The 24339-nt window shown below is 68.0% G+C and carries 22 protein-coding genes and 1 riboswitch; of the genes, 15 read left to right on the forward strand and 7 right to left on the reverse strand.

Annotated elements, in window-relative coordinates:
• Window positions 1-382: 382 nt before the first annotated feature.
• Together FGS76_RS13360 and FGS76_RS13365 are read left to right on the forward strand one after the other, a co-directional pair.
• Window positions 383-2056, forward strand: coding sequence for an AMP-binding protein (locus FGS76_RS13360; RefSeq protein WP_138773163.1), 1674 nt, complete (start codon window positions 383-385; stop codon window positions 2054-2056).
• Between the two features lie 395 nt (window positions 2057-2451).
• The gene (locus FGS76_RS13365; protein WP_138773164.1) at window positions 2452-4344 is read left to right on the forward strand and encodes a choice-of-anchor I family protein; all 1893 of its coding nucleotides are present in this window, start codon (window positions 2452-2454) and stop codon (window positions 4342-4344) included.
• Between the two features lie 184 nt (window positions 4345-4528).
• Here the strand turns inward: FGS76_RS13365 and FGS76_RS13370 are convergent, their stop codons facing one another.
• Window positions 4529-4891, reverse strand: coding sequence for a nuclear transport factor 2 family protein (locus tag FGS76_RS13370; protein WP_138773165.1), 363 nt, complete (start codon window positions 4889-4891; stop codon window positions 4529-4531).
• A 63-nt stretch (window positions 4892-4954) separates the two neighbouring features.
• On the opposite strand from FGS76_RS13370, the gene FGS76_RS13375 reads away from it, so the two are divergent.
• Complete coding sequence (locus FGS76_RS13375; RefSeq protein ID WP_138773166.1) at window positions 4955-5395, forward strand: MarR family winged helix-turn-helix transcriptional regulator; 441 nt, start codon at window positions 4955-4957, stop codon at window positions 5393-5395.
• Between the two features lie 19 nt (window positions 5396-5414).
• On the forward strand, window positions 5415-5957 hold the full coding sequence (gene cobU / locus FGS76_RS13380; RefSeq protein WP_138773167.1) for a bifunctional adenosylcobinamide kinase/adenosylcobinamide-phosphate guanylyltransferase: 543 nt from the start codon (window positions 5415-5417) through the stop codon (window positions 5955-5957).
• Window positions 5958-6009: 52 nt separating this feature from the next.
• Here cobU and FGS76_RS13385 read toward each other — a convergent pair whose 3' ends face one another.
• Genes FGS76_RS13385 through cobT form a run of 3 tightly spaced genes read right to left on the reverse strand, consistent with a single transcriptional unit; the run spans window position 6010 to window position 8419 of the window.
• A complete protein-coding gene (locus FGS76_RS13385) occupies window positions 6010-6747 on the reverse strand; it encodes an adenosylcobinamide-GDP ribazoletransferase (protein ID WP_138773168.1) in 738 nt (245 codons plus the stop codon).
• The gene (locus FGS76_RS13390) at window positions 6744-7370 is read right to left on the reverse strand and encodes a histidine phosphatase family protein (protein ID WP_138773169.1); all 627 of its coding nucleotides are present in this window, start codon (window positions 7368-7370) and stop codon (window positions 6744-6746) included. The genes FGS76_RS13385 and FGS76_RS13390 overlap by 4 nt, the downstream gene beginning before the upstream one ends.
• Complete coding sequence (gene cobT / locus FGS76_RS13395; RefSeq protein WP_138773170.1) at window positions 7367-8419, reverse strand: nicotinate-nucleotide--dimethylbenzimidazole phosphoribosyltransferase; 1053 nt, start codon at window positions 8417-8419, stop codon at window positions 7367-7369. Before cobT ends, FGS76_RS13390 begins: the two co-directional genes overlap by 4 nt.
• Window positions 8420-8545: 126 nt before the next feature.
• Between cobT and cbiB the strand changes: the two genes are divergently transcribed.
• The 9 genes from cbiB to FGS76_RS13440 all read left to right on the forward strand — a co-directional run bounded on the left by cbiB (window position 8546) and on the right by FGS76_RS13440 (window position 19029).
• Window positions 8546-9472: an adenosylcobinamide-phosphate synthase CbiB gene (cbiB, locus tag FGS76_RS13400; protein ID WP_138773171.1), complete on the forward strand. Its 927-nt coding sequence runs from the start codon at window positions 8546-8548 to the stop codon at window positions 9470-9472.
• Entirely contained in the window at window positions 9469-10467 is a 999-nt protein-coding gene (gene cobD / locus FGS76_RS13405; protein WP_138773172.1) for a threonine-phosphate decarboxylase CobD, read from the forward strand. The genes cbiB and cobD overlap by 4 nt, the downstream gene beginning before the upstream one ends.
• Window positions 10468-10553: 86 nt before the next feature.
• A riboswitch (cobalamin riboswitch) is annotated at window positions 10554-10763 on the forward strand.
• A gap of 209 nt (window positions 10764-10972) precedes the next feature.
• Window positions 10973-12754: a TonB-dependent receptor domain-containing protein gene (locus tag FGS76_RS13410; protein WP_338081334.1), complete on the forward strand. Its 1782-nt coding sequence runs from the start codon at window positions 10973-10975 to the stop codon at window positions 12752-12754.
• Window positions 12755-12766: 12 nt separating this feature from the next.
• Complete coding sequence (locus FGS76_RS13415) at window positions 12767-13648, forward strand: cobalamin-binding protein (protein WP_138773174.1); 882 nt, start codon at window positions 12767-12769, stop codon at window positions 13646-13648.
• On the forward strand, window positions 13635-14615 hold the full coding sequence (locus tag FGS76_RS13420; protein ID WP_205717264.1) for a FecCD family ABC transporter permease: 981 nt from the start codon (window positions 13635-13637) through the stop codon (window positions 14613-14615). The genes FGS76_RS13415 and FGS76_RS13420 overlap by 14 nt, the downstream gene beginning before the upstream one ends.
• A complete protein-coding gene (locus tag FGS76_RS13425) occupies window positions 14615-15406 on the forward strand; it encodes an ABC transporter ATP-binding protein (RefSeq protein ID WP_138773175.1) in 792 nt (263 codons plus the stop codon). The genes FGS76_RS13420 and FGS76_RS13425 overlap by 1 nt, the downstream gene beginning before the upstream one ends.
• Complete coding sequence (locus FGS76_RS13430) at window positions 15399-16730, forward strand: cobyrinic acid a,c-diamide synthase CobB (protein ID WP_138773176.1); 1332 nt, start codon at window positions 15399-15401, stop codon at window positions 16728-16730. The genes FGS76_RS13425 and FGS76_RS13430 overlap by 8 nt, the downstream gene beginning before the upstream one ends.
• Window positions 16731-16742: 12 nt before the next feature.
• Window positions 16743-17354, forward strand: a complete 612-nt coding sequence (cobO, locus tag FGS76_RS13435; RefSeq protein WP_138773177.1) for a cob(I)yrinic acid a,c-diamide adenosyltransferase — start codon at window positions 16743-16745, stop codon at window positions 17352-17354.
• Window positions 17355-17577: 223 nt separating this feature from the next.
• The gene (locus tag FGS76_RS13440; RefSeq protein WP_138773178.1) at window positions 17578-19029 is read left to right on the forward strand and encodes a cobyric acid synthase; all 1452 of its coding nucleotides are present in this window, start codon (window positions 17578-17580) and stop codon (window positions 19027-19029) included.
• A 442-nt stretch (window positions 19030-19471) separates the two neighbouring features.
• Here the strand turns inward: FGS76_RS13440 and FGS76_RS13445 are convergent, their stop codons facing one another.
• Together FGS76_RS13445 and FGS76_RS13450 are read right to left on the reverse strand one after the other, a co-directional pair.
• On the reverse strand, window positions 19472-21334 hold the full coding sequence (locus FGS76_RS13445; protein WP_138773179.1) for a LamG-like jellyroll fold domain-containing protein: 1863 nt from the start codon (window positions 21332-21334) through the stop codon (window positions 19472-19474).
• Window positions 21335-21489: 155 nt separating this feature from the next.
• A complete protein-coding gene (locus FGS76_RS13450) occupies window positions 21490-22101 on the reverse strand; it encodes an HD domain-containing protein (protein ID WP_138773180.1) in 612 nt (203 codons plus the stop codon).
• A gap of 135 nt (window positions 22102-22236) precedes the next feature.
• Between FGS76_RS13450 and FGS76_RS13455 the strand changes: the two genes are divergently transcribed.
• Both FGS76_RS13455 and FGS76_RS13460 read left to right on the forward strand, forming a co-directional pair.
• Window positions 22237-22962 carry a Crp/Fnr family transcriptional regulator gene (locus FGS76_RS13455; protein ID WP_138773181.1) on the forward strand — a complete coding sequence of 242 codons (726 nt, stop codon included), beginning with the start codon at window positions 22237-22239 and terminating at the stop codon, window positions 22960-22962.
• A 138-nt stretch (window positions 22963-23100) separates the two neighbouring features.
• The gene (locus FGS76_RS13460) at window positions 23101-23370 is read left to right on the forward strand and encodes a hypothetical protein (RefSeq protein ID WP_138773182.1); all 270 of its coding nucleotides are present in this window, start codon (window positions 23101-23103) and stop codon (window positions 23368-23370) included.
• Window positions 23371-23503: 133 nt separating this feature from the next.
• On the opposite strand, the gene cysQ is transcribed toward FGS76_RS13460, so the two are convergent.
• Window positions 23504-24322, reverse strand: a complete 819-nt coding sequence (cysQ, locus tag FGS76_RS13465; protein WP_138773183.1) for a 3'(2'),5'-bisphosphate nucleotidase CysQ — start codon at window positions 24320-24322, stop codon at window positions 23504-23506.
• Between the last annotated feature and the right edge of the window lie 17 nt (window positions 24323-24339).

Genomic DNA, 24339 nt, shown 5'->3' on the forward strand with positions numbered 1-24339 from the left:
GTTCTCAAGGGTCCCGGAAGGGGGCCCACGCCGAGACGCTTCGAGGTAGCGTCTCGCGCGGCTTTGTAGGTAGGGGCTGTAGGAGCGACTTCAGTCGCGATCAACGACGGTGCCACCGGCATCGCGGCTGAAGCCGCTCCTACAATCCACGGTCCCGGAAGGGGGCCCTCGCCGAGACGCTTCGAGGTAGCGTCTCGCGCGGCTTTGTAGGTAGGGGCTGTAGGAGCGACTTCAGTCGCGATCAACGGCGGTGCCAACGGCATCGCGGCTGAAGCCGCTCCTACAGGGCGGGGGCAGGGGCATGAGAGAACGTCGTAGTAGCGGCGGCGGCGGTGATGTTCCGTTTCGCGCCAAACGTTTTTAAGCATTAAGGAGAACAAAGATGTCCACCGTTTCCGCAGCCGGGTTTGAGCCGGTGCCGGTGCCTGGCTCGGTTTGGGCCGGCGATAGCGTTTCCTATCTGCGTGGCGAAAAGCCGCTGCATGAGTATCTGTTCCAGCACGCCGAGGAGGTGCCGGATCGGGTGGCCTATATTTATTACGGCACCGAGATCACCTGGGCGGAGACCGGGGATGCGGTGCGGCGGCTGGCCGCCCATCTGCGCGAGCGGGGCGTGGGGCCCGGCGACCGGGTGGCGTTGTTCATGCAGAACTGTCCGCAATACATCTTCGCCCACTATGCGGTGCAGGCCCTGGGCGCCATGGTGACGCCGGTGAATCCACAGTACAAAGCCGCCGAGGTGGCGTACCAGTTGAGCAACGCGGAGACCAAGGCGCTGGTGGTGGCCCGGGATTTGTATCCCATCGTCGCCGAGGTACGCGACCAGGTGCCGACCCTGGCCACGGTGGTGACCACCGCCTACGCCGATTACCTGCCGGACCAGCCCACCCTGACGGTGCCCAAGGAGTTGCTGGGCGATGCCCCGGCGGCGGCGGGCACCGACGACCTCAAGGAAATTCTGGCGAACACCGCGCCGCTGCAACGGTTCGAGCCGGTGGATCTGTGGAACGGCGTGGGCCTGATGACCTTTACGTCCGGCACCACCGGCCGGCCCAAGGGCGCCATGCTCAGCTACGGCTCCAGCCTGTTCAAGATGGCGGTGTCGTTCACCGCCAACCGCATGGCCGAGAACACGGTGAGCCTGGGCATCGCGCCGCTGTGCCATATCGCCGGCATGAACTTCGGCGTTTACCAGCCGGTGTACGCGCGCCAGACCCTGGTGATCCTGGCGCGCTTCGATCCGGCCACCACCGTGGACGCCATCGAGCAATACCGGGTACGCAACTGGTACAGCATCGCGCCCATGCTGCGCGCCATTCTCGACCTGCCCGGCGTGGCGCAGCGGGACCTGACCTCGCTGACCAACAATCCCTGCACCAGTTTCGGCATTCCCCTCACCGAAAAACTGGCCGGCGAATGGAAGGCACTGACCGGCTGCCAGACCCACGAAGCGGCCTACGGCCTGAGCGAGACCCATACCTCCGACACCTTCATGCCCAAGGACCGCATCAAGTGGGGCAGCTGCGGGGTGCCCATGGCGGAGAATCAGATCCGCATCCTGGATACCGGCACCGGCGCGGAGTGCGCGCCGAATCAGAGCGGCGAGATCGTGGTGCGCAACAAGGCGGTGTTCAAGGGCTACTGGAAGCGTGACGAGGCCACCGCCGAAACCCTGCGCGGCGGTGCCGTGTACACCGGTGACGTGGGCTATCTCGATGAAGAGGGCTATCTGTTCTTCACCGGCCGCATCAAGGAGATGATCAAGTGCTCCGGCTACAGTGTGTTCCCGGAGGACGTGGAAGCGCTGATGCTCGATCACCCGGCTATTTCCCAGTCCGCCGCCATCGGCATACCGGACGATCAGCGCGGCGAAACGGTGAAGCTGTTCGTGGTGCTCAAGCCCGAGTACCAGGGCAAGGTCAGCGAGAGCGAGCTGATCGACTGGGCCAAGGAGCATATGGCCGCCTACAAGTACCCGCGCCAGGTGGCCTTTATCGATAAGCTGCCGGCCACGCCGGCGGGTAAGGTATTGCGCCGGTTGTTGAAGGACGACTGAAGGTTGATCCCGTGCGCCGCCCAAAGGCGGCGCCAACCGTTTTACTCCAAAGGCGGGGAACGGAGCCTATCCGTTTTTCTCCGCCTCTTTCTTTTTCTTGCCTTTGTCGTAATGCCACTTGATGGCGAAGAACATACCCGTGCCGAACACAAGCACCTTGAACGTAAGAAAGACGATCGGGACCCAATCCATTATTTCCACTCGTTGTGAGATCTCGGCCCCAGTCTAATCCGGGCAAACCACCCTCAACATTGGACACATCGTCCCAGGGCCCGGGACCAATCCCGCCCCGTCGCCAGTCCTTGCGCCGTTCTTAAAAAAACCGTCATCCCCTTGTCATGGATCTGCGGCCCACTACCCGGGTATCCGTGAACGAATAATGACGAGGTGTTTTTATGAAACCCTGGCTTGCCCTTGGCGCCGGTACGCTGCTGGCCTCCACCCTGCTGGCCGGTTGCGGCGGCGACAGCAACAACAACGACGGCGGCGCCAACCCGCCGGTGGCGGAGCCCACGCCCTCCAGCGTGAAGTTGAGCTTCCTGGGTCGTCACAGCAGCGGCCAGTTTGATCAATCGGCGGCGGAGATTCCCGCCTACCACGCCGGCTCCCAGCGTCTGTTCGTGGTCAACGCCAACAAGGGCGCCCTGGACATTCTCAGTCTGGCGGACCCGGCCAACCCGACCCTGGAAGACACCCTGCTCACCGGCGACATTTCCGCCGGCTCGGAAGTGAACAGCGTGGCCGTGCAAGGTGATCTGGTGGCGGTGGCCGTGCAGGCCGGCAGCAAGACCGACACCGGCTTCCTGGCCCTGTACGACGCCAACACCCTGGAGCGCATCAGCTTCGTGGGCGTGGGCGCGCTGCCGGACATGGTGGCGTTCACCCCGGATGGCCACTATGTGCTCACCGCCAATGAGGGCGAGCCCGGCGACGACTACAGCATGGACCCGGAAGGCTCGATCAGCGTCATCGATATCCGCGACCCGGCGTCCCCGGTGGAAGCCCGCGCCACCTTCACCGCCTTCAACAGCCAGAAAGCGGACCTGAAGGCCGCCGGCGTGCGCATCTACGGCCCCAACGCCAGCGTCGCCGAGGACCTGGAACCGGAATACATCGCGGTGTCCGCCGACAGCACCACCGCCTGGGTGACCCTGCAGGAGAACAACGCCCTGGCCAAGCTGGATATCGCCAGCGCCACGGTCACCGACATCCTGCCCCTGGGCGAGAAGGATCTGGGCCAGGACGGCAACGGCATCGACGCCAGCGACAGGGACGACGCCATCAATATCCGCACCTACCCGGGCGTGGTCGGCCTGTATCAGCCGGACTCCATCCACGCCTACAGCGCCGGTGGCAGCACCTACCTGGTCACCGCCAACGAGGGCGATGCCCGCGCCTGGGGCGAAGACAACGACGCCTACTGGGGCACCGAAGGCAGCGGCTGCGCCGGCGACGCCAGCCAGGGCTTCGTGGAGGAATTCCGGGTCAAGCATCTGGTCAACGCCAAAGGCTTCGACCGCCGCTGTGGCGACGACCTGCCGCCGCAACTGCGCGAGCTGGCCGCCGGTGCCCTGCTTAATCCGGACACCTTCGGCTACTGCGGCGCCACCGCCGGCGATCCCGGCAACTGCCGCGAGGACGAGGTGCTGGGCCGCCTGAACATTACCTGGACCGAAGGCTACCGCAAGGACGGCAACGGCAACCCGGTGCTGTTCACCGCCGACGGCGTCGAGGACAACCTGAACGGCGACCGTCTGATGTACGACAAACTGTACGCCTACGGCGCCCGCTCCTTCTCGATCTGGAGCGAGGACGGTGAGCTGGTGTTCGACTCCGGCGACGCCATCGAACAGTTCCTGGCCAGCGACGAGTGCAAGCTCGGCACCCAGCGCACCATTCCGTGCCAGGACTACTTCAACTCCGGCCATGACGAAGGCGACGACTTCGACAGCCGCAGCGACGCCAAGGGCCCGGAGCCGGAAGGGCTGACCCTGGGCCATCTGGGCGACAAGACGTTCCTGTTCCTGGGGCTGGAGCGGATGGGCGGCGTGCTGGTGTACGACGTCACCGACCCCGCCGCGCCGGTGCGCGTGGACTACCTGAACACCCGCGATGACTGGACCACCGAGGACCCGGGTACGGTGCTGGCCTCGGTGGGCGATCTGGGCCCCGAGGGTCTGGTGTTCATCCCCGCCAAGGACGCCCCCGGCGGCACCGCCCTGCTGGTGGTGGGCAATGAGGTGAGTGGCACCACCGCGGTGTACCAGGTGGAAAGCCTGTTCGACTGAACCGCCACCGAGCGCGGCCAACGCCGCGCTGCAACGACAACCGCCGGCGCCCCTGCGCCGGCGGTTTTTTTGTTCATCCCCACCGCCATCGGTGCGGTTTTCGGGAACCTTCCCGGCCGATACCGTTCACACCAGTTCGGCGCGAATCCGTTAAACTACGCGGTTTGAAGGCAGGGGACGGCGGTCAGCCGGCGGCGTAGCAGGCGATGGACTCGCGCACCAGGGCCTGGTCGCCAAACAGAAAGGTTTCCGCTACGTTACCCCGATGTCCCTTGTAATAGAGGGTCACGCTCTGATAACCCGACAGCACGTCCAGCAACTCGAAGCGCAGGTCGGGCAGGGCGGCGAGCGCCTGACCCCAATAGGCGCGCAGAGCCGATTTCCCGCGTAGAATACCCTCCCGGGCACCGGTGATACGGGGAATCATGGGCGAGCGGAACACCACGTCGTCCTGGTAATGGGCCAGAATGTCCTCCAGGCTGTGCCGGTTCCAGGCGTCCAGCCATTGCCGCGCGAAGGTGTCCGGCTTGATCGAAACGGGTTGCATCGGTACTCCTCTAAGGTCAACCTTTGTGACCTATATAGCTATGAAACAGGGTGGTGAGTCAATATGGTCGATGATGCTTCGCGGGAGCACTTGAACGACAGTCTGGTAACCTTGCACTTCGCGTTTCGCGGTCTGGTGGCGGAACCGGACAATATTCTCAAGGATCAGGGGCTGTCACGCATCCACCACCGCCTGCTGTTCTTTATCGGCCATAACAACAACCTCAGCGTCAACGAGCTGGTGGATACCATGCGGCTCACCAAGCAGGCTATCCATAAGCCGCTCAAGACCCTGGTGGAAAAGGAGCTGGTGGCGGTGACCCGCGACGGCTCCGACAAACGCGTCAAACGTCTGAGCCTCACCGAAGCCGGCGCCGAGCTGGAACAGCGCCTCACCGGCATCCAGCACGACCTGCTGCTGCACGCCTTCGAGGAAGTGGGCCCGGCCGGCGCCGATGCCTGGCGCCAGGTGATGGACACCATGGCCCGCCGGCTCGGGGTCTGAGCCCCCTCCCTTTCCTTCCATGCCTCTTGAACTGATTCTGGGCGGGGTGCGCTCCGGCAAGAGCGGCCTGGCCGAACGGCGGGCCGCCGATGGCGGCGGCCCGGTGCTGTACCTGGCCACCGCCGAGCCCGGCGACGGCGAGATGCGCGAGCGCATCCGCCGCCACCGGCAACGGCGTCCGGCGCACTGGTCCCTGTTGGAAGAACCGCTGGCGCTGGGCGCCGCCCTCAACGACCTGGCCCGGCGGGCGCCGGCGCCCACCGTGCTGATCGATTGCATGAGCCTGTGGGTGAGCAACCTGCTGCTGGCCGGGGAGAAGGAATTCGACCGCCAGCGCCCCGCCTTTCTGGAAGCGCTACCCGCCTATCCCGGCCAGGTGATCGTGGTCAGCAATGAGGTGGGGCTGGGGCTGATCGGCATGGACCCGCTGACACGCCGCTTCGCCGACGAGCTGGGCTGGCTGAATCAGGAACTGGCGGCCCGGGCGCAGCGGGTGGTGATGACCGTGGCCGGCCTGCCCCAGGTGCTTAAGGGCCTGGCTTTACCTCCGGATCGCGACTGAAGTCGCTCCTACAGCAAGCACGTTGTAGGAGCGACTTCAGTCGCGATCAGGGTTAGAGCACTAACGCCGCCGCCAGCAGCACAGCAGCCTCCACCACCTCCACCAGCGCCCCCGCGGTATCCCCGGTGAAGCCGCCCAGCCGTTGACGCATCAACACCACGCCACCGATGAACACCACGCCGGCCACCAGCACCGCCGATCCCTGCCCGAGCAACACCGCCAGCAGCGCCGCCGCCAGCAACATCAGGCCCACCGCCCGCCGCGCGGTATGCAGGGCCTGCCCGCTGCCCAGTCCCTGCTCTCGTACATAGGGCAGCGCCAGGAACAGCCCGGCGCAGGCGGCCCGGGCCAGCACCGGCGCCACCAGCAGCACCGTGATCGCGCCGCTCTCCAGCAGAGCCGCCAGCGCCGCCGCCTTGACCAACAGCACCAGCAGCAGGGCCACCGCCCCGGCGGGCCCGCAATAGGGGTCCTTCATGATGGCCAGGGTGCGGGCCCGGTCGCCGTAGCCGCCCAGCCAGGCGTCGGCGCTGTCCGCCAGACCGTCCAGATGCAAAGCCCCGGTGAGCCCCACCCAGACCACCAGCACCAGCGCCGCCGCCGGCCACGGCGGGGCACCGGCCAGCAGCGTCGCCAGCGCCCACGACAGCAGGCCGATCAGCAAGCCCACCGCCGGGTACCAGGCCACCGACCGGCCCTGGTCGCGTGGGTCCACCGGCGTCGCCACCCGCACCGGCAGCCGGGTCAGCAGCGACAGGGCCAGCAGGGCCGGCTGCCCGCGCCGGCTCACGGTCCGGCCTCCACGGTGCCATGGCTGACCAGGCAGCCCAACAGGCCCTGGTCGGTGACATCCAGGCGCACCCGGGAACGGTTGGCGTAGGGCACCAGAAAAGCGCCCAGGGCACGGCCCGGCGGCAGGCCCATCACATGGGCCAGGGTCATGCGGATCACTCCGCCGTGGCACACCAGCAACACCCGCTGGCCGGCCAGGGCTTCCCGCCAGTGGGCCCAGGTCTGACCGATGCGCCGGTGAAAATCCAGAATCGGTTCGCCGCCCTCCGGGCCGTGCCGTTCCGGGTCGGACCAGAACCGGGCCTGGCCGTCGCCGAAGCGCTCGGCCACCTGCTCCGTGGTCAGCCCTTCCCAGGCGCCGAAGGAGATTTCCTTGAAGCCATCCACCACGGTGCAGGGCAGGCCGCGCTCGGCGGCCAACCGCTCGGCGAACTCCCGGCAGCGGCGCAGGGGCGAGGTGAGGATATGGTCCCAGCGGTCGTCGGCGCCGATGGCCGCCTGCATCTGCCGCCAGCCCAGCGGGCTCAGGGGGTCGTCCCGGTGGCCCCGGTATTTGGGGCCACCGTCCGGCTCGCCGTGGCGCAGCAGGTCGAACCAGGTGGTGGTGCCCGGCGCGCTCATGGGCGGTCCTGGACGCCGGCGTCCTCGAAGGTGGCCATCTCATTGTGCAGCGCGCAGGCCTGGCGCAGCAGCGGCACCGCCAGGGCGGCGCCGGAACCCTCGCCCAGACGCAGGCCCAGGCACAGCAGCGGCTCCGCCTCCAGGGTCTGCAGCAGCCGCACATGGCCGGGCTCGGCGGACTGGTGGGAAAACAGCAGCCAGGGGCGCAGTTCCGGGCGCAGGCGCACCGCCGCCAGGGCCGCCACGGTGACGATAAAGCCGTCCACCAGCACCACCAGACCACGGGCGGCGGCGCCGATAAAGGCACCGGCCAGGGCGGCGATCTCGAAGCCGCCCACCAGGGCCAGCGCCTGCAGTGGATCGCGGGGGTCCGCATGGCGGCGCAGGGCGCGCTCGATCACCGCCACCTTGCGGCCCACGCCGTAGCGGTCCAGACCGGTGCCCGGGCCGGTCAGGGAACGGGCCGGCTTGCCCAGCAGGGCGCAGGCCACGGCGCTGGCGCTGGTGGTATTGCCGATGCCCATCTCGCCGCCCACGAAAAGCCGCGCCCCGGACTCGGCGGCACGGGCCGCGGCCCGGTCACCGGCGGCCAGGGCGGCCTCCAATTGCTCCATGCTCATGGCCGGACGGACCGCCAGATTGTCGGTGCCCGGGGCGATGGTTTCGTCCACCACCCCGTCGCTCACCGGCGGCGGCGCCACGGTGCCCAGGTTGACCACTTCCAAACGCGCGTCGATGTGCCGGGCCAGCACGCTGATGGCCGCGCCGCCGGTGACGAAATTGGCGATCATCTGCCCGGTCACTGCCTGGGGAAACGCCGACACGCCCTCGGCGCAGACACCGTGGTCGGCGGCGAACACGGTGACCGCCACCGCGTCCATGTCCGGCCGGTCGCTGGCCTGCAGGGCCGCCAGTTCCACCGCCACGTCTTCCAGCCGGCCCAGGGAACCCGGCGGCTTGGTCAGGCGGGCCTGGCGGGCCAGGGCCCGCTCCCGGTGCTCCGGGCAGGGGGTGGCGATGGGGGCTTGCCAGCAGGCGGAATCGGTCACGCGGCGTCCTCGGGGTGGTCACAGAAGCGCGCCAATCCTCTTCCCGGCTTTGCGGACTGTCAAGGTGCCTTCGGTAACCGCTTGCCGCTACACTGCGCCTCTTTTCACTGCTCGGAAGCCCCCTCGATGTGGAGCCTGACCCTCGCCGCCATCGCCGCCGTGGCCCTGGACCGGGTACTGGGTGAACCCGGTCGCGGCCACCCGTTGGGAGCCCTGGGGCGGGCCGCCAACCGGCTGGAACAGCGGCTCAATCGCCGCGCCCGGGGCGACCTGGGCCGCGGCGCCCTGGCGGTGGCGCTGCTGGCCCTGCCACCGGTGCTGGCCGCCCTGGCGCTGACCCTGTGGTTGCCCTGGTGGCTGCTGTGGCCGCTGCAGGTGCTGGGCCTGTGGCTGGCCCTGGGCGCCCGCAGCCTGGCCGAGCACGGCCGGGCGGTGGCGGCGCCGCTGGCCGCCGGCGACCTGCCGGAGGCGCGCCGCCAGGTGGCCCGCATCGTCAGCCGCGACAGCGATGCCCTGGACCCGGAAGGCGTGGCCCGGGCGGCCACCGAATCGATGCTGGAAAACGGCGCCGACGCGGTGTTCGCCAGCCTGTTCTGGTTTCTGGTCGCGGGCCTGCCCGGGGTGCTGCTGCACCGCATCGTCAACACCCTGGACGCCCTGTGGGGCTACCGCACGCCCCGTTACGAACGCTTCGGCAAGGCCGCCGCGCGGCTGGACGATGTGTTGAACTGGGTGCCGGCCCGGCTCACCGCCCTCAGCTATGGCCTGTGCGGCCACCTGACCCCGGCGCTGCGCTGCTGGCGCCGCCAGGCACCGCTCTGGGACAGCCCCAACGCCGGCCCGGTGATGGCCGCCGGGGCCGGCGCCCTGGGCGTCACCCTGGGCGGCCCGGCGCCCTACCACGGCGCGCTCAAGCAACGCCCCCGGCTGGGCCAGGGCCCGGCGCCGGACGCGGCCACCATCGACGCGGCGCTGGCGCTGGTACGACGGGCCATGTTGCTGTGGCTGTCGGTGGCCGTGCTGATCGCGCTGTGCGCCGGAGCGGCGCCATGAGTGGCCCGCGCCCGGACCACGGCGGCCGCCTTAACCACGCCGCCCGCCACTGGGGCATCCCGGCCTCGGACTGGCTGGACCTGTCCACCGGCATCAACCCCCACGGCTACCCGGTGCCGGCGATCCCGGAGCGGGTCTGGCGGCGGCTGCCGGAGGACGATGACGGCCTGGAGACCATCGCCCGCACTTGGCTGGACCTACCCGCCCACGCCGGCTGCCTGCCGGTGGCCGGCAGCCAGGCCGCCCTGCAAACCCTGCCCTGGCTGCGCCGCCCGGGCCGGGTGGGCGTGCCGGCGCCGGGCTACCAGGAACACGCCGCCGCCTGGCAGCGGGCCGGCCACCGGCTGGTGCCGCTGACGGCGGAACAGGTGCCCGCCGCCCTGCCGGACCTGGACGCCCTGGTGTGGATTCATCCCAACAACCCCACCGGCGCCACCCTGGACACCCACACCCTGCTCGGCTGGCATCGGCAACTGGCGAAACGGGACGGCTGGCTGCTGGTGGACGAAGCCTTTATCGAAGCCAGCCCCGCCACATCCCTGGTGCCCCACCTGGGCGCACCGGGGCTGGTGGTGCTGCGCTCCCTGGGCAAGTTCTTCGGCCTGGCCGGCCTGCGCGCCGGCCTGATGGCGGGCCCAACCGCCCTGTGCCGGGCTCTCGACGAACGGCTCGGCCCCTGGGCCCTCAGCCACCCGGCCCGCCACGTCATGGCCACGGCCCTGGCGGACCGCGACTGGCAAGCCGACACCCGCCGGCGGCTGCGCGACGACCGGCAACGGCTGGACGCCCTGCTCCAGGAACACGGCCTGAACCCCCAGGGCGACAGCGACCTGTTCGCCTGGTGCCCCACCGCCAACGCCGCCGGTTACCACCAACGCCTGGCCCGCCAGGCCGTACTCACCCGCCTCTGGCAACAACCCGACGGCCTGCGCCTGGGGCTGCCCGGCGACCAGGCCGGCTGGCGCCACCTGGCGGCGGCGCTGGCCGAGGCCTGACGTTCATCGCGCTTTAAACTGGCGGATCGCGGTGATAACGGCGGTAAAACCGCGCACCGTCGTTGATTATTGCCCCTTCCCTTGCTAGTTTTCGCGCTCCTTACGGTGCCCCGCGACGGCGGGGTTAAACGGGAAGTCGGTGACGCGCACCCGCGCCAGCCCGACGCTGCCCCCGCAACGGTGATTGAGAGCAAGGCCATCGGAGTCGCCACTGTGTGTTTCACACGGGAAGGCGATGGCCCCGGGAACGCATCCCTCTCATCAGCCCGGATACCGGCCGCAAGGAGACGGATACCGGCCCCGCCGGTGCCGACCTGGCGTCGCGGAGGGCGACGGCGGCGTGACACGGAGCCGCCCGGCCCCTGTTTACCGCCCGCTCCCCCCGACAATCGTAATCACGCCGTGCGGGTGAGCTCGGTGAGAGGGGATCTTTCTAATCATGTTTTTCCGTGCTTCGACGGCGATGGCCGTCCTGCCTGTTTGTGTTTCCGTCCTGACACCGGCCGTGGCGACGGCGGCCGACACCGAAGACCACAGGCCCCTGCAAGTGGCCGCTCTGGACCCGGTGGTGGTGACCCCCACCCTGACCAGCCGCACCGCCGATGCCTCCCTGTCGTCGGTGACCGTGATCGATGAAGAACAACTGCGCCGCCAGCAGCCAATGGAATTCAGCGAGGTGCTGCGCGGCCAGCCCGGCGTGGACATGGTCGGCAACGGCAGTTTTGGCAAGACCTCCAGCCTGTTTCTGCGCGGCACCGGCAGCAGCTCCACCCTGCTGCTGGTGGACGGTGTGCGGCTGCGTTCCGCCACCGCCGGCAGCCCGTCCTGGCAGTTTTTGCCGCCGTCATTGATTCAGCGGGTGGAAATCGTGCGCGGGCCCCGTGGCAGCCTCTACGGCGCCGACGCCGTGGGCGGCGTGGTGCAGGTGTTCACCGACGGCAGCACCAATCCGGGCGCCTGGGTGGAAACCGGCGCCGGCAATATGAACAGCCGGCGGCTGGCCGCCGGCGCTGCCGGTGAGAGCGACGGCACCCGCTACAGCCTTTCCGTGGACCGCTTCGATACCGACGGCGATACCCTCCGGGAACACAGCGAGGAACGGGGCTACGACAACACCTCCGGCGTCGTGCATCTGACCCATCGCTTCGACAACGACGCCGAGCTGGGCGTGTTCGGCTTTCGTGCCGAGGGCACCACGGAATTCGAAGGCAGCACCCCGGAGCAGCGCAAGGAAACCGACTATGTGCTGCAGGTCGCCGGCGTCAAAGGCAACCTCTGGGTCACCGACAGCTGGCAAAGCAAGCTGCTGATCAGCGACGCCCGCGACGAGAACGAAAGCTTCACCGACGGCAACCAGGACAGCGTCTTCAATACCCGCAGCCGCGCCGCCAACTGGCAGAACATTTTTCTGCTGGGCGAGCACCGGCTGGTAGTGGGCGGCGATTTTCTGCGTGACAGCATCGACAGCACCACCCGGTACGCGGAAGACGAGCGCGATAACTCCGGCGGCTTCGCCCAGGTGCTGCTCGACTTCGGCGACCTGGACCTGCAGGCCAGCGGCCGCTATGACGACAACGAGGCCTTCGGCCACAAAACCACCGGCGGCGTGGCGCTGGGCTACAAGGTAACGCCCCGTCATCGTCTGCGCGCCAGCTATGGCACCGCCTTCCGGGCGCCCACCTTCAACGACCTCTACTACCCCGGCTTCGGCAACGACGCCCTGGAACCGGAAAGCTCGGAAAGCGTGGAACTGGGTGTGCGCGGCCAGTTCCAGACCTGGTTCTGGGACCTGGCGGTGTACCAGACCGATGTGGAGGACCTGATCGCCTACGCCAACCTGGGTGGCCTCTATGCGCCTTATAACGTCAACGAGGCGCGCATCCGCGGCGCCGAACTGAGCGGCGGGTTGGAACTCAACCAATGGCGGCTGGCGGCGGCGGTGACCGCCCAGGCCCCCCGCGACCGGGAAACCGACAAGGTGCTGCAACGGCGCTCCAAGCGTAGCCTGCGGCTGGACCTGGACCGGGATCTGGGTGACCTGTCCCTGGGCGGCAGCCTGGTGCTCAAGGGCGACCGCTACAACGACGCGGCCAACCAGGAACCGCTGGGCGGCTACGGTATTCTCGACCTGCGTGCCGGCTGGCGGTTCACGCCCCGCTGGTCCACCCGCCTGACCGTCAAGAACGTGCTCGACAAGCGCTACGCCACGGCCACCAACTTCGCCGGCTGGGACTATCTCAACGCCGGTCGGTTCGTCATGCTGAGCCTGCGCTACGACCTGCACTGACCGGAGACCGCCATGATTCGCCCCACCGCGCTGCTCGCCCTGAGCCTGTCGCTGCTTGCCACGGCGGCCTCCGCGCGGGTGTGCGTGGACGACGACGCGGACCGGCGGGTGTGCCTGGAACAGCCGGCGGAGCGCATCGTGGCCCTGTCCCCGGGCGCCACCGAACTGCTGTTCGACGCCGGCGCCGGCGAGCGCCTGGTGGGCGCGGTGAGCTACAGCGACTTCCCGCCGGCGGCCAAGAAACTGCCCCGGGTGGGCAGCTACAAGCGCCTGGATCTGGAAGCCATTCTCGCTCTGAAACCGGACCTGGTGGTGGCCTGGATCAGCGGCAACCCGGGCACCCAGGTGGACCGCCTGGAGGACCTGGGGCTCACCGTCTACCGCGGCGAACCTCTGCGCTTCACCGATGTGGCCGACACCCTGGAGCGCCTGGCGGTGCTGGCCGGCACGGAGCAGGCCGGCAACGCCGCCGCCGCCCGTTTCCGGGACGGCATCGGCGCGCTGCGCCGGCGCTTCGCCGACGCCGCGCCGGTGACGGTGTTCTATGAGGTCTGGGAAGAACCGCTGATGACGGTCAACGGCGAGCACCTGATCAGCGAGGCGATCCGTACCTGCGGCGGCATCAATGTGTTCGCCGACCTGCACGGGCTGGCCCCCCGGGTCGGCACCGAGGCGGTGATCGCCGCCAACCCGGAAGCGATCGTGGCCGGCGGCATGGGCGAGGACAATCCGGCCTGGCTGGAACCGTGGAAACGCTTCCCGGCGCTTACCGCCGTGCAACGGGACAACCTGTTCTTCGTGCCGCCGTCCACCCTGCAGCGTCCCACCCCGCAGATGCTGGAAGGCACCCGGCAACTGTGCGACCACCTGGAGCGGGCCCGTGCCCGCCGTTAATGGCCGGGGCCTGCTGGCCCTGGCGCTGCTGGCGGTGGCCGGCGCCCTGGCACTGGGGCTGTCGCTGGCGGTGGGCAGCGTGCCGATCAGCGCCGCGCAGCTTTGGGCGGCGCTCACCGGCGGCGGCGACCCGCTGCACCGGGAATTGGTGCTGTCCCTGCGCCTGCCCCGGGCGCTGGCGGCGTTCGCCACCGGCGGCCTGCTGGGGCTGGCCGGGGCGCTGATGCAGGTATTGCTGCGCAACCCCCTGGCGGATCCCTATGTGCTGGGCCTGTCCGGCGGCGCGGCGGTGGGTGCCCTGGGCGCCATGCTGGTGGGACTGGCCGCCATCTGGGTCCCCGGCGCCGCCTTCGCCGGGGCGCTGCTTTCCACCCTGCTGGTGTTCGGTCTGGCCCAGGGCGTCGGCGGCTGGACCCCCACCAGGCTGCTGCTCACCGGGGTGGTGGTGGCCGCCGGCTGGGGCGCGGTGGTCACCTTCCTGCTTACCCTCAGCCCGGCGGAGCGGCTGCCGGGCATGCTCTACTGGCTGATGGGGGATCTCAGCTATGCCCGTTCGCCATGGCCGGCCTGGCTGCTGCTGGTGCCGGCAACGCTGCTGGTGTTGCCGCTGGCCCGCGGGCTCAACGTGCTGGCCCGCGGACCGCTACAGGCGGCCTCCCTGGGCGTGGCGGTGCGTCCTCTGGAGATCACCGTTTACGTGCTGGCCAGCGCGCTCACGGCGATGGCGGTAAGCACCGCCGGCAGCGTCGGCTTCGTGGGTCTGGTGGTGCCGCACATGCTGCGCCTGGCGCTGGGCAACGATCAGCGCCTGATTCTGCCGGCCAGCGTGCTGGCCGGCGGCGCCCTGCTGACCCTGGCGGACACCCTGGCACGCACCCTGCTGGCCCCCCAGCAGCTGCCGGTGGGGGTGATTACCGCCCTGCTCGGCGTGCCCACCTTCCTGCTGCTGTTGTACCGGAGCCGCTGATGACGGTGCTGACCACGCAGGACCTGGTCATCGATATTCCCGGCCGCGCCAGTGGCCGGCCGCTCACCCTGCGGGTGGCGCCGGGCCAGCGCTGGGGCGTGCTGGGCCCGAACGGGGTCGGCAAGACCACGCTGTTGCACACCCTGGCGGGGCTGCGCGCGCCCCGGGCCGGCCGGGTCCACCTGGATGACACGCCCCTGGATGCCCTGAAACGCCGGACCGTGGCGCAACGGCTGGCGGTGGTGTTCCAGGATCGCCAGGACGGTTTCCCGGCCACGGTACTGGAGACCGCCATGATTGGTCGCCACCCGTTCCTGTCGCCGTGGCGGCGGGAAGGGGCCGAGGACCTGGCCCGCACACAACAGGCCCTGGCCGCTTTGTCCGTGGATCATCTGGCCGACCGGCTGGTGACCACCCTGTCCGGCGGCGAGCGCCAGCGGGTGGCCATCGCCACCGCCCTGGCCCAGACCCCGGCGGTGTGGCTGGCGGACGAACCCACCAACCACCTGGACCTGCACCACCAGGTGGCGGTGATGAAACTGCTGCGCGATCAGGCCGAGCGCGGCGCCGCCGTGGTCATGGGCCTGCACGACCTGAATCTGGCGGCGCGCTGGTGCGACCATCTGTTGCTGCTGTTCCCGGACGGCCAGCATTGTTACGGGCCCGCCGAGGCGATGCTGGAGCCCGGCGCTCTGGCGCGCCTGTACGGGCAACCCCTGACCATGGCCCGGGTGGACGGCGCGCCGGTGTTCGTGCCCGCCGACCCGGCCCTGGGAGATCCGCATGACTGACTCCGGCCATTTCCACGGCCGCGCTCCGGCGGCGCTGATCAGCGCTCCCGGTTCCGGCCAGGGCAAATCCCTGATCACCGCCGCCCTGGCCCGGCTGCACCGCAATGCCGGCCGCCAGGTGCGGGTGTTCAAGTTCGGCCCGGACTATCTGGACCCGATGGTGCTGGAGCGGGCCAGCGGCGCGCCGGTGTACCAGTTGCAACCCTGGATGACCGGCGAAGCGGAATGCCGCTGGCGGCTGGCGGAGGCCGCCGAACAGGCCGACCTGATTCTGGTGGAAGGGGCCATGGGCCTGTTCGACGGCACCCCGTCCAGCGCGGACCTGGCGGTGCTGGCGGGCATCCCGGCGCTTCCCGTCATCGACGCCTGGGGCATGGCCCAGACCTTCGGCGCGGTGGCCCTGGGCCTGGCCCGCTACCGGGAGGACCTGACGGTGCGTGAGGTAATCGCCAACCGGGTGGCCAGCCCGCGCCATGGCGCCCTGCTCGCCGAGGGCCTGCCGGCGGACCTGACCCTGCTCGGCGCGGTGCCACGCCACGATGCCCTGACCCTGCCGGAGCGGCATCTGGGTCTGATACAGGCCGGTGAACTGGCGGACCTGGACGAGCGCCTGGACCAGGCCGCCCGGGTGCTGGCCGAGGCCGGCCTGGACCGGCTGCCGGAACCGGTCACCTTTTCCGCCCCGCGACCGACCCCGCCACCACCGTTGCTGGCCGGCCGGCGCATCGGCGTGGCCCGGGACGCCGCCTTCGCGTTTCTCTATCCGGCCAACCTGGACCTGCTGCGCGAGCTGGGCGCGGAGCTCCACTTCTTCTCGCCCCTGAACGACACCGCCCTGCCGCCGGTGGACGCGCTGTGGCTGCCCGGCGGCTATCCGGAACTGCACGGTGCCACCCTGGCCGCCAACACCTCCATGCACGGGGCGATCCGCGCCCACCATGACGCCGGCAAACCGATCCTGGCGGAATGCGGCGGCCTGATGAGCTGCATGGACACCGTGGTGGACGGTGATGGCGAAGCCCATCAAGGCTTCGGCCTGCTGTCCGGCACCGCCCGGCTCACCGGCAAGCTCCAGGGGTTGGGCATGCACGCCCTGCGCCTGGGCGATGACGAACTGCGCGGCCATACCTTCCACCACGGCACCCTGGAAAACGGGCCGGCGGCGCAACTGTTCAGCGAGAAACAAAGCGGCACCGGCGGCGAACCAGTGTTCGTGAAAAACGGTCTGGTGGCCAGCTTCTTCCACGGTTACTTTGCTTCGGCGCCGGCCCTGGTGGCGTCGATTTTCGACGGCCGTTTTTCCCTTTCCGTCGGTTCCGAATAACAGGAGATCCCCATGCGCGAAGACGCCAAAACCCCGCGACGCCACGCCGAACGCATGGCGAAGAAACAACAAATCATGCAGGAGCGCATCGCCCGCGCCGACAAGGACCAGGGCGTGCTGCTGGTGCTCACCGGCCCGGGCAAGGGCAAGAGCAGCTCCGGCTTCGGCATGCTGGCCCGGGCCCTGGGCCACGGCATGAAAGTGGGCGTGGTGCAGTTCATCAAGGGCGCCTTCAGCACCGGTGAGGAAGCCTTCTTCCGCGACCTGCCCAACGTGGACTACCACGTCATGGGCGAAGGCTACACCTGGGACACCCAGGACCGGGAACGGGACCTGGCCGCCGCCCAGGCGGCCTGGGACATCGCCCGCGCCATGCTCCGCGACGAGAGCTACCACCTGGTGCTGCTGGACGAACTGAACATCGCCCTGCGCTACGAGTACCTGGACTTGGACACGGTCCTCGACGACCTGCAAAACCGCCCGCCCATGCAACACGCGGTGGTCACCGGCCGCTACGCCCCCAAACCGCTGATCGAACTGGCGGACACGGTCACGGAAATGAAAGTGGTCAAGCATGCGTTCAAGGATCAGGGGGTTCGGGCTCAAAAGGGCGTGGAGTTGTAAGAACAGTTGAAAGTTAAAAGTTGAAACGCGGATCGGGGTGTCCGGCTTTGTACCGCCGTGCCCGCGCTTGAGGGTAATAGGGATGAACCGCACCGCTTGCACGGCCGTGGGCCGCGGGAAAGCCTTTCCGCCAGGACCTTTTAACTTTTAACTTGTAACTTTCAACTCGTCCCCACCCCATCGCGGCTGAAGCCGCTCCTACAAAAAACCAGGGCGGCCTGTCATGACGACATTGATGGTTCAGGGCACCACCTCCGACGCTGGCAAGACGCTGGTGGTGGCGGCGTTGTGCCGGTGGTTGGCGCGGCGGGGGGTGCGGGTGGCGCCGTTCAAGGCGCAGAACATGGCGTTGAACAGCGCGGTGAGCGAGGACGGTGGCGAGGTGGGCCGGTCCACCGCGTTGCAGGCGTTGGCGGCGGGGGTGCCGTTGCATTCGGATATGAACCCGGTGCTGTTGAAGCCGCAGACCGACCGGGGCGCCCAGGTGATTCTGCGCGGGCAAGTGCACGGCAATATGGATGCCCTGGACTATCACGCCTTCAAGGCCACCGCCCGGGACGCGGTGCGCGCTGCCTGGCAGGCGCTGTCCGCCCGCTATGACGTGGTGATCGCCGAGGGCGCCGGCAGCCCGGCGGAGATCAATCTGCGCGCCAACGACATCGCCAATATGGGCTTCGCCGAGCTGGCCGATTGCCCGGTGATCCTGGTGGCGGACATCGACCGGGGCGGGGTGTTCGCGCAAATCGTCGGCACCCTGGCGGTGCTGCCGCCGGAGGAGCAGGCGCGCATTCGCGGCTTCGTGATCAACCGCTTTCGCGGCGACCCGGCGCTGTTACAAAGCGGCCTTGACTGGTTGGAGCAACGTACCGGCAAACCGGTCCTGGGGGTGCTGCCCTACCTGCACGGTCTGATGCTGGACGCGGAGGATGCGGTGGCCGGCGGCGGCGACCACGGCGACGGCGCGCTCAAGGTGACGGTGCCGCTGCTGCCGCGCATGAGCAACCACAACGACTTCGATCCCCTGCGCCTGCACCCCGGCGTGGAACTGCGCTTCGCGGAAATGGGCCGGCCCTGGCCGGCGGCGGACCTGGTGATCCTGCCCGGCAGCAAGGCCAGCCGCGCCGACCTGGCGTTCCTGCGCGAGCAGGGTTGGGACCGGGAGATCGAACGGCACCTGCGCTACGGTGGCAAGGTGCTGGGCATCTGCGGCGGCTTCCAGATGCTGGGCCAACGCATCGAGGACCCGCAGGGTTTGGAAGGTGAACCCGGCGGCGATGACGGCCTGGGCTGGCTGGCCCTGCGCACCACCCTGGTCGGCGGTAAACAGCTGCGCAACGTGAGCGGCACCCTGCTGCCGGACGGCGTGCCGATCCACGGTTACGAGATCCACAATGGCGTCAGCGAAGGCCCGGCCCTGGACCACCCGCTGCTGCGCCTGGAAGGCCGGGCCGATGGCGCCATCAGCGACGACGACCGTATCCGCGGCACCTACCTGCACGGCCTGTTCGACCACCCCGGCGCCACCGACGCCCTGCTACGCTGGGCCGGCCTGGCCGACGCCTCCGCCGCCGTCGATTACCACGCCCACCGCCAGCACGACCTGGACCGCCTCGCCGACATCATCGACCAGCACCTGGACACCGACGCCCTCCTCGGCCTTTTGGATCTGCCGTAGGAGCGGCTGGGCGGCATTCCGCTTCAGTCGCGATCAGCGGTGGTGCCATCTTCAATCGCGACTGAAGTCGCTCCTACAGGGATTCTTCCCGGCCCCCCTGGAGCCCGCCGTGTATTGCTGTAGGAACGGCCGGGCGGCGGTTCGGCTTTAGCCGCGATCAGCGGCGGTGCCATCTTCAATCGCGACTGAAGTCGCTCCTACAGCCCCTCCTCCCCCAACTACAAAGCCGCGCGAGACGCTACCTCGTAGCGTCTCGGTGTGGGCCCTCTTCCGGGACCCTTGAGAACAGGACGTTCGAAAGGGAGCCCCCATGGACGGGTTCACGGCGTTCCCGGAAGGGGGCCCACACCGAGACGCGGCCCGGATCGAGGGCACCTCCCCCGCAAAAGCGAGCGCATAAAAAAAGCGCCCCGCAGGGCGCTTGAAGAGGTGAGGCGGTGCCTTATTGGTTGTACAGCCACTCGCTGCGATCCAGCGCCCGGTTGTTGATGCGGATCTCGGCGATGTCGCCGGCGAACAGATTGCCCGGGCTGCCCTGCCAGCTGTTGATGCCGATGTTCCAGGGCTGGCCCGGCTCCACCATCAGCCCCTGCTGCTGATCCACACCGGTACGCATGGTCAGAGAACCGTCCACGTACATCTGCACCCGCTCGCCATCGTTCACCAGGGCGATGTGGTACCAGTAATCGTTGCCCACTTCCCAGGACCAGTTGTCCTGACCCTTGCCGTTCTGGGAGGTGCTGACCCACTGGAATTCCTTCAGGGATGAAACGTTCAGGCCCAGGGACGCATCGCTGCCGGAACAGGACACTTCGTGGTACTGGCAGACCTGGGTGATGCCCGGTTCGTGGTTGAGAATGCCGGACCACTTGTTGTTATCCCGCTGCCAATCCGACGGCAGCCGCACGATGGCTTCAATGGTGTATTGCGGCAGGAAACCGGGTTTGCCGGAGGCGCTGTTTTCGAAGGTCAGGCCGGGACCACCGGTGGTCAGGTAGTAACCCCCGATGTCGTTGTTGCCACGGAAGGTGGCGGTGCCGGTGGCGTAGCCGAACGGCGGCTTTTCATCACGCAGCTCGAAGAAGTCGCTTTGCTCGCCCTGGGGATCGTTGTAGTCCACCAGCTCCAGGGTGTTGCCGTGGCCGGAGGCATCCATGAACTGCACCGAACCGTCGGCGCGGGTGATGCGGTGGTCGTCGTCGAGAATCCAGTAGGCTTCGGTGCCTTCGATGTTGCCCGGCGAGTCGGACACGGAGCCCTGATTGAGATCGGCGAAGCGGCGCTCGAAGTTCATCGGCACACTGAACTCCCAACGGGACAGCTCGTCCTGGGGCTGACGCTCGGCCTCCGGAATCGACGCCACCCAGGGCGAGTAGGAGCGGAAATCCAGTTGCTGGTCCGCTTCGTTGAAACTCACCAGCTGCATCATGCCATTGCCACCCCAGAAACCGGACTGGTAGTCCACCACCACCATCACCACGTCGCGGCCGTATTGGTTCTTGCCGATCAGGGTGGCTTCACCGTGGTTGTGGCCGCTGACGGTCAGGAAAATCTGGTCGTTGGTGCTGATCAGGTCTTCCCACAGCTGTTTGCCCAGCGGAGTGAACACGGCGGTTTTGCCGTCGGAGCCGATGCCCAGCAGCTGATGGGTGGTGAGAATGGTGGGGGTGTCCGGGTGCTGATCGAGCACGCCCTGTACCCAAGACACGGTTTGCTGCGACGGCAGCCAGTCCAGGGCCAGCACCAGGTACTCGCGGTCGCCGGCCTGGAACAGGTGATAGCTGTTGAAGCCGGTTTCGTCGGTGCCCTGGAAGGTGCTGAAGTTGGACGCCTGCAGGGACGCCGGAAACTGCTGCAGGAAAGGTTCATTGGCCAGGGTGCGCTGGTCGTCCCACTGACCGCTGTTCATCACGTCGTGGTTGCCGGCCAGCACGCTGTAGGGGGTTTCCGGGTTGGCTTCCAGGATCTGCATGGCGGCGCGGGCCTCCACCCATTCCTCGGGCACACCGGGGCGGTCGACCACATCGCCCAGATGCACGGTGAACTTGATGTTCTCCTCCTGGTAATGGTCGGCGATCCATTGCGTCTGAACGGTATAACGCTCCGGCGAATAGCGGGAATATTTCTGGGTATCCGGCAGCACCGCCAGGGTGAAGGCGTTGGCGGACGGGCCGCCGGCGTCCGGTGGCGTGGCGCCGCCGCCAGCATCGCTGGAGCTGCTGTCGCCGCCGCAGGCGGAGAGAAAAAGGCACAGCAAAAACGTCAGCCAGGTGGCACGCCACCGGGCCGGATGCAGGGTATTCATGGTGAGTCTCCCGAGTAAGGACTGTTTACGCGGGGCTTACCTTACGGCCCGGTTATGACTCGGGGATGGCTGAAATATTTCGTTCTTTCTGACAGTTTGGTGTGTACACCCAAACTGGGGACCGCGCCGTGTCACACGGCGCGGCGCGGCAACGATCAGGCGTTTTGCGCGGCGGCGGGCTCGGAGTCGAAGCTCTTCTTGTACAGGGAGCGCTTGGGCTTGGCCATCACCCGGCGCAGCATCGGCTCGAAGAACGACAGCGGCAGGGTTTCCTGGTCCGGGTCGAAGGCGGCGGCGTCGTATTTGGCGCAGAATTCCTCGGTACGCGCGAAGCAGGGGTGGTCTCGGAACTGCTCGCGCAGGTCACGATCCAGGCCCAGGTGATCGAAGAAGTAGTAGCCCTGGAAGATGGCGTGGTGCTTGACCATCCAGTGGTTTTCCTCGCTGACGAAGGGCTCCAGCAGGCTGGCGGCCACGTCGGCGTGGTTGTACGGGCCCAGGGTGTCACCGATGTCGTGAAGCAGCGCACACACCACATATTCCTCGTCGCGGCCGTCCTGGTGGGCCAGGGTGGCGGTCTGCAGACAATGGGTCAGGCGGTCCACCGGGAAGCCACCGCAGTCACCTTCCAGCAAACGCAGATGATCGATCACCCGGTCCGGCAGTTCGCGGGCGAAGCCGCCAAACGCCTGGGAAATGATTTGCCAATCCTCGGCGGTGCCTTCTTCCATGTGTTTGAACTGGGCGCGGGGTTCTTGCTCGTGCATGATGCTCTCCTGGCTTGAGGGACCGGTACCCGGTACGGGCGACGGCCCGCTGGCTCTTTTATTTTGCTATGCCGGCAGTCTAGAACCGGCGGGGCCGCCAGACTGTCAACGGTTTGACACTTACCGGGTCGCCTGATGTCCGAAACCCACACCGACGGCCGGTCGGAACACAATCTGCGGGTCCTGAGCGGTTGCTCACTGCTCTCCGGTCTGCCGGAGCAGGCGCTGCGCGAGGCCGCCGCCATGGCCCGGGTACGGCCGTTCCGCGCCAACGAGGTGCTCTACGCGCGCGGCGAGGTGCAGTCGGCCCTGTCGGTGGTGGGCGCCGGCAGCGTGCGGATCAGCTCCACCAGCAGTGACGGCCGGGAAATCATGCTGACCCTGTTCGAGCCCGGCGCCTGGTTCGGCGACACCGTGTTCTCCCCGGGCGTGCCCCGGGTGTTCGGCGCCACCGCCCACAGCGACGGTGAGCTGGTGGAGGTGCCGGGCCAGGGCTACCGGGACCTGCTGGCCCGCTACCCGGAAGCCTATCCGCGCACCCTGGACATGCTCAGCCGGCGGCTGTGGTCGGCGATCTCCATCATCGAGGACAACGCCCTGCGCGATATGCCCGGCCGGGTGGGCCGGCGGCTGTTGTTTCTGGCGCAGATGCACGAGCCCGGTGAAACCGGGGACGGGCCGGTGACCTTCAAACTGACCCGCGAGCACATCGCCAACATGATGGGCATGACCCGCCAGGGCGTGCACCGGGTGCTCAAGGCCCTGGAGCGGGAGGGGCTGATCGCCTTCAGCTATGGGCGGGTGACGGTGCCGGACCGGGAGGCCCTGCGCCGCTATCTGGAGGAACGGCCGGAAAAGTAGCACGCATGTGCCATAAATAAGACCCATGCCGTCTAATAGCACTTTGATATTATTTTGTGACACACTTTGAAGGCATTCACCTTACATTAATGCAGCACTTGGTAATCTTGACTTACTAACCGTACCGAGTGTTCACCCATGACCGATCTGCCGCTCTCATCCTTTTCACTTACCCTGCCCGCTCTGCCGGACCTGTCCGGGCTGCTGGCGATACCGCTGATGGTGTTCGCGGTGGTCGCTCTGATGCTGTGGAGTGGCCGGATTCGGCAGAAGATACTGGTGAACGTCCTGGCGCTGGGCATCATGCTGCCGATGATGCAGCTGTCCATGGCGGCGGTGGGGGCCCATTGGTTGAGCCAGCAGCTGCAGCCCACGTTGCTGGGGATGCTGCCGGCTTGGGCGGGGTGAGGGGCTGATCGCGGCTGAAGCGAAACGCCGCCCGGCCGCTCCTACGGGCATTTGGTTCCATCTTGATCGCGGCTGAAGCCGCTCCTACAGGGCAATGCGCGCCACCGTAGGAGCGGCTTCAGCCGCGATTGCCCTATCTCTCCACGGCGGAATGGATAAAGCGCCAGTCGTCCACCGGCTGGCCAAGCACCAGGAAGTGCGGGTTGAGAATGTCTTCCTTGTTGTAGACCAGCGGCTGGAAGTCGGTGTTGACCACATGGCCGCCGGCGGCGTTGACCACGGCGTGGGCGGCGGCGGTGTCCCATTCGCTGGTGGGCGCCAGGCGCGGGTAGAGGTCGGCCTTGCCCTCGGCCACCAGACACAGTTTCAGGGACGAGCCCATGGAGGTCTTGTCCACGGCACCCAGCCGTTGCGCGATCAGCGCCTCCAGCACGTCCATGCGCGGGCTGCCACCGTGGCTGCGGCTGGCCACCAGAATCACCGGCGAGTGCCGTTCACGGCAGTGAATGGCGCTGCGCTGGCCGTTCTCCTCCTTGAAGGCGCCCAGCCCTTCCCCGCCCAGGTAGACCACGCCGGTGACCGGCACATGGACCACGCCGAGCACCGGCCGGCCCTGTTCCACCAGGGCGATGTTGACGGTGAACTCGCCGTTGCGCTTGATGAATTCCTTGGTGCCGTCCAGCGGGTCCACCAGCCAGAAGCGCGTCCAGTCCTTGCGGTCGGCGTAGTCGATGCCACCGGATTCCTCGGAGAACACCGGAATGTCCGGGGTCAGGGCGGTGAGGCCGGCGACGATCAGGTTATGGGCGGCGCGGTCGGCGGCGGTGATCGGGCTGTCGTCGTCCTTGCGGTCCACGTCCACGTCGCCGCGATCGTAGATCTCAAGAATGGCGGCGGCGGCGTCGGCGGCGATGCCGGCCACCGGGTCCAGCAGGTCGTGCAGGTCGGTCATGGGGGCTTCCATCAGAA

Source organism: Alloalcanivorax gelatiniphagus, from assembly GCF_005938655.1.
GTDB lineage: Bacteria > Pseudomonadota > Gammaproteobacteria > Pseudomonadales > Alcanivoracaceae > Alloalcanivorax > Alloalcanivorax gelatiniphagus.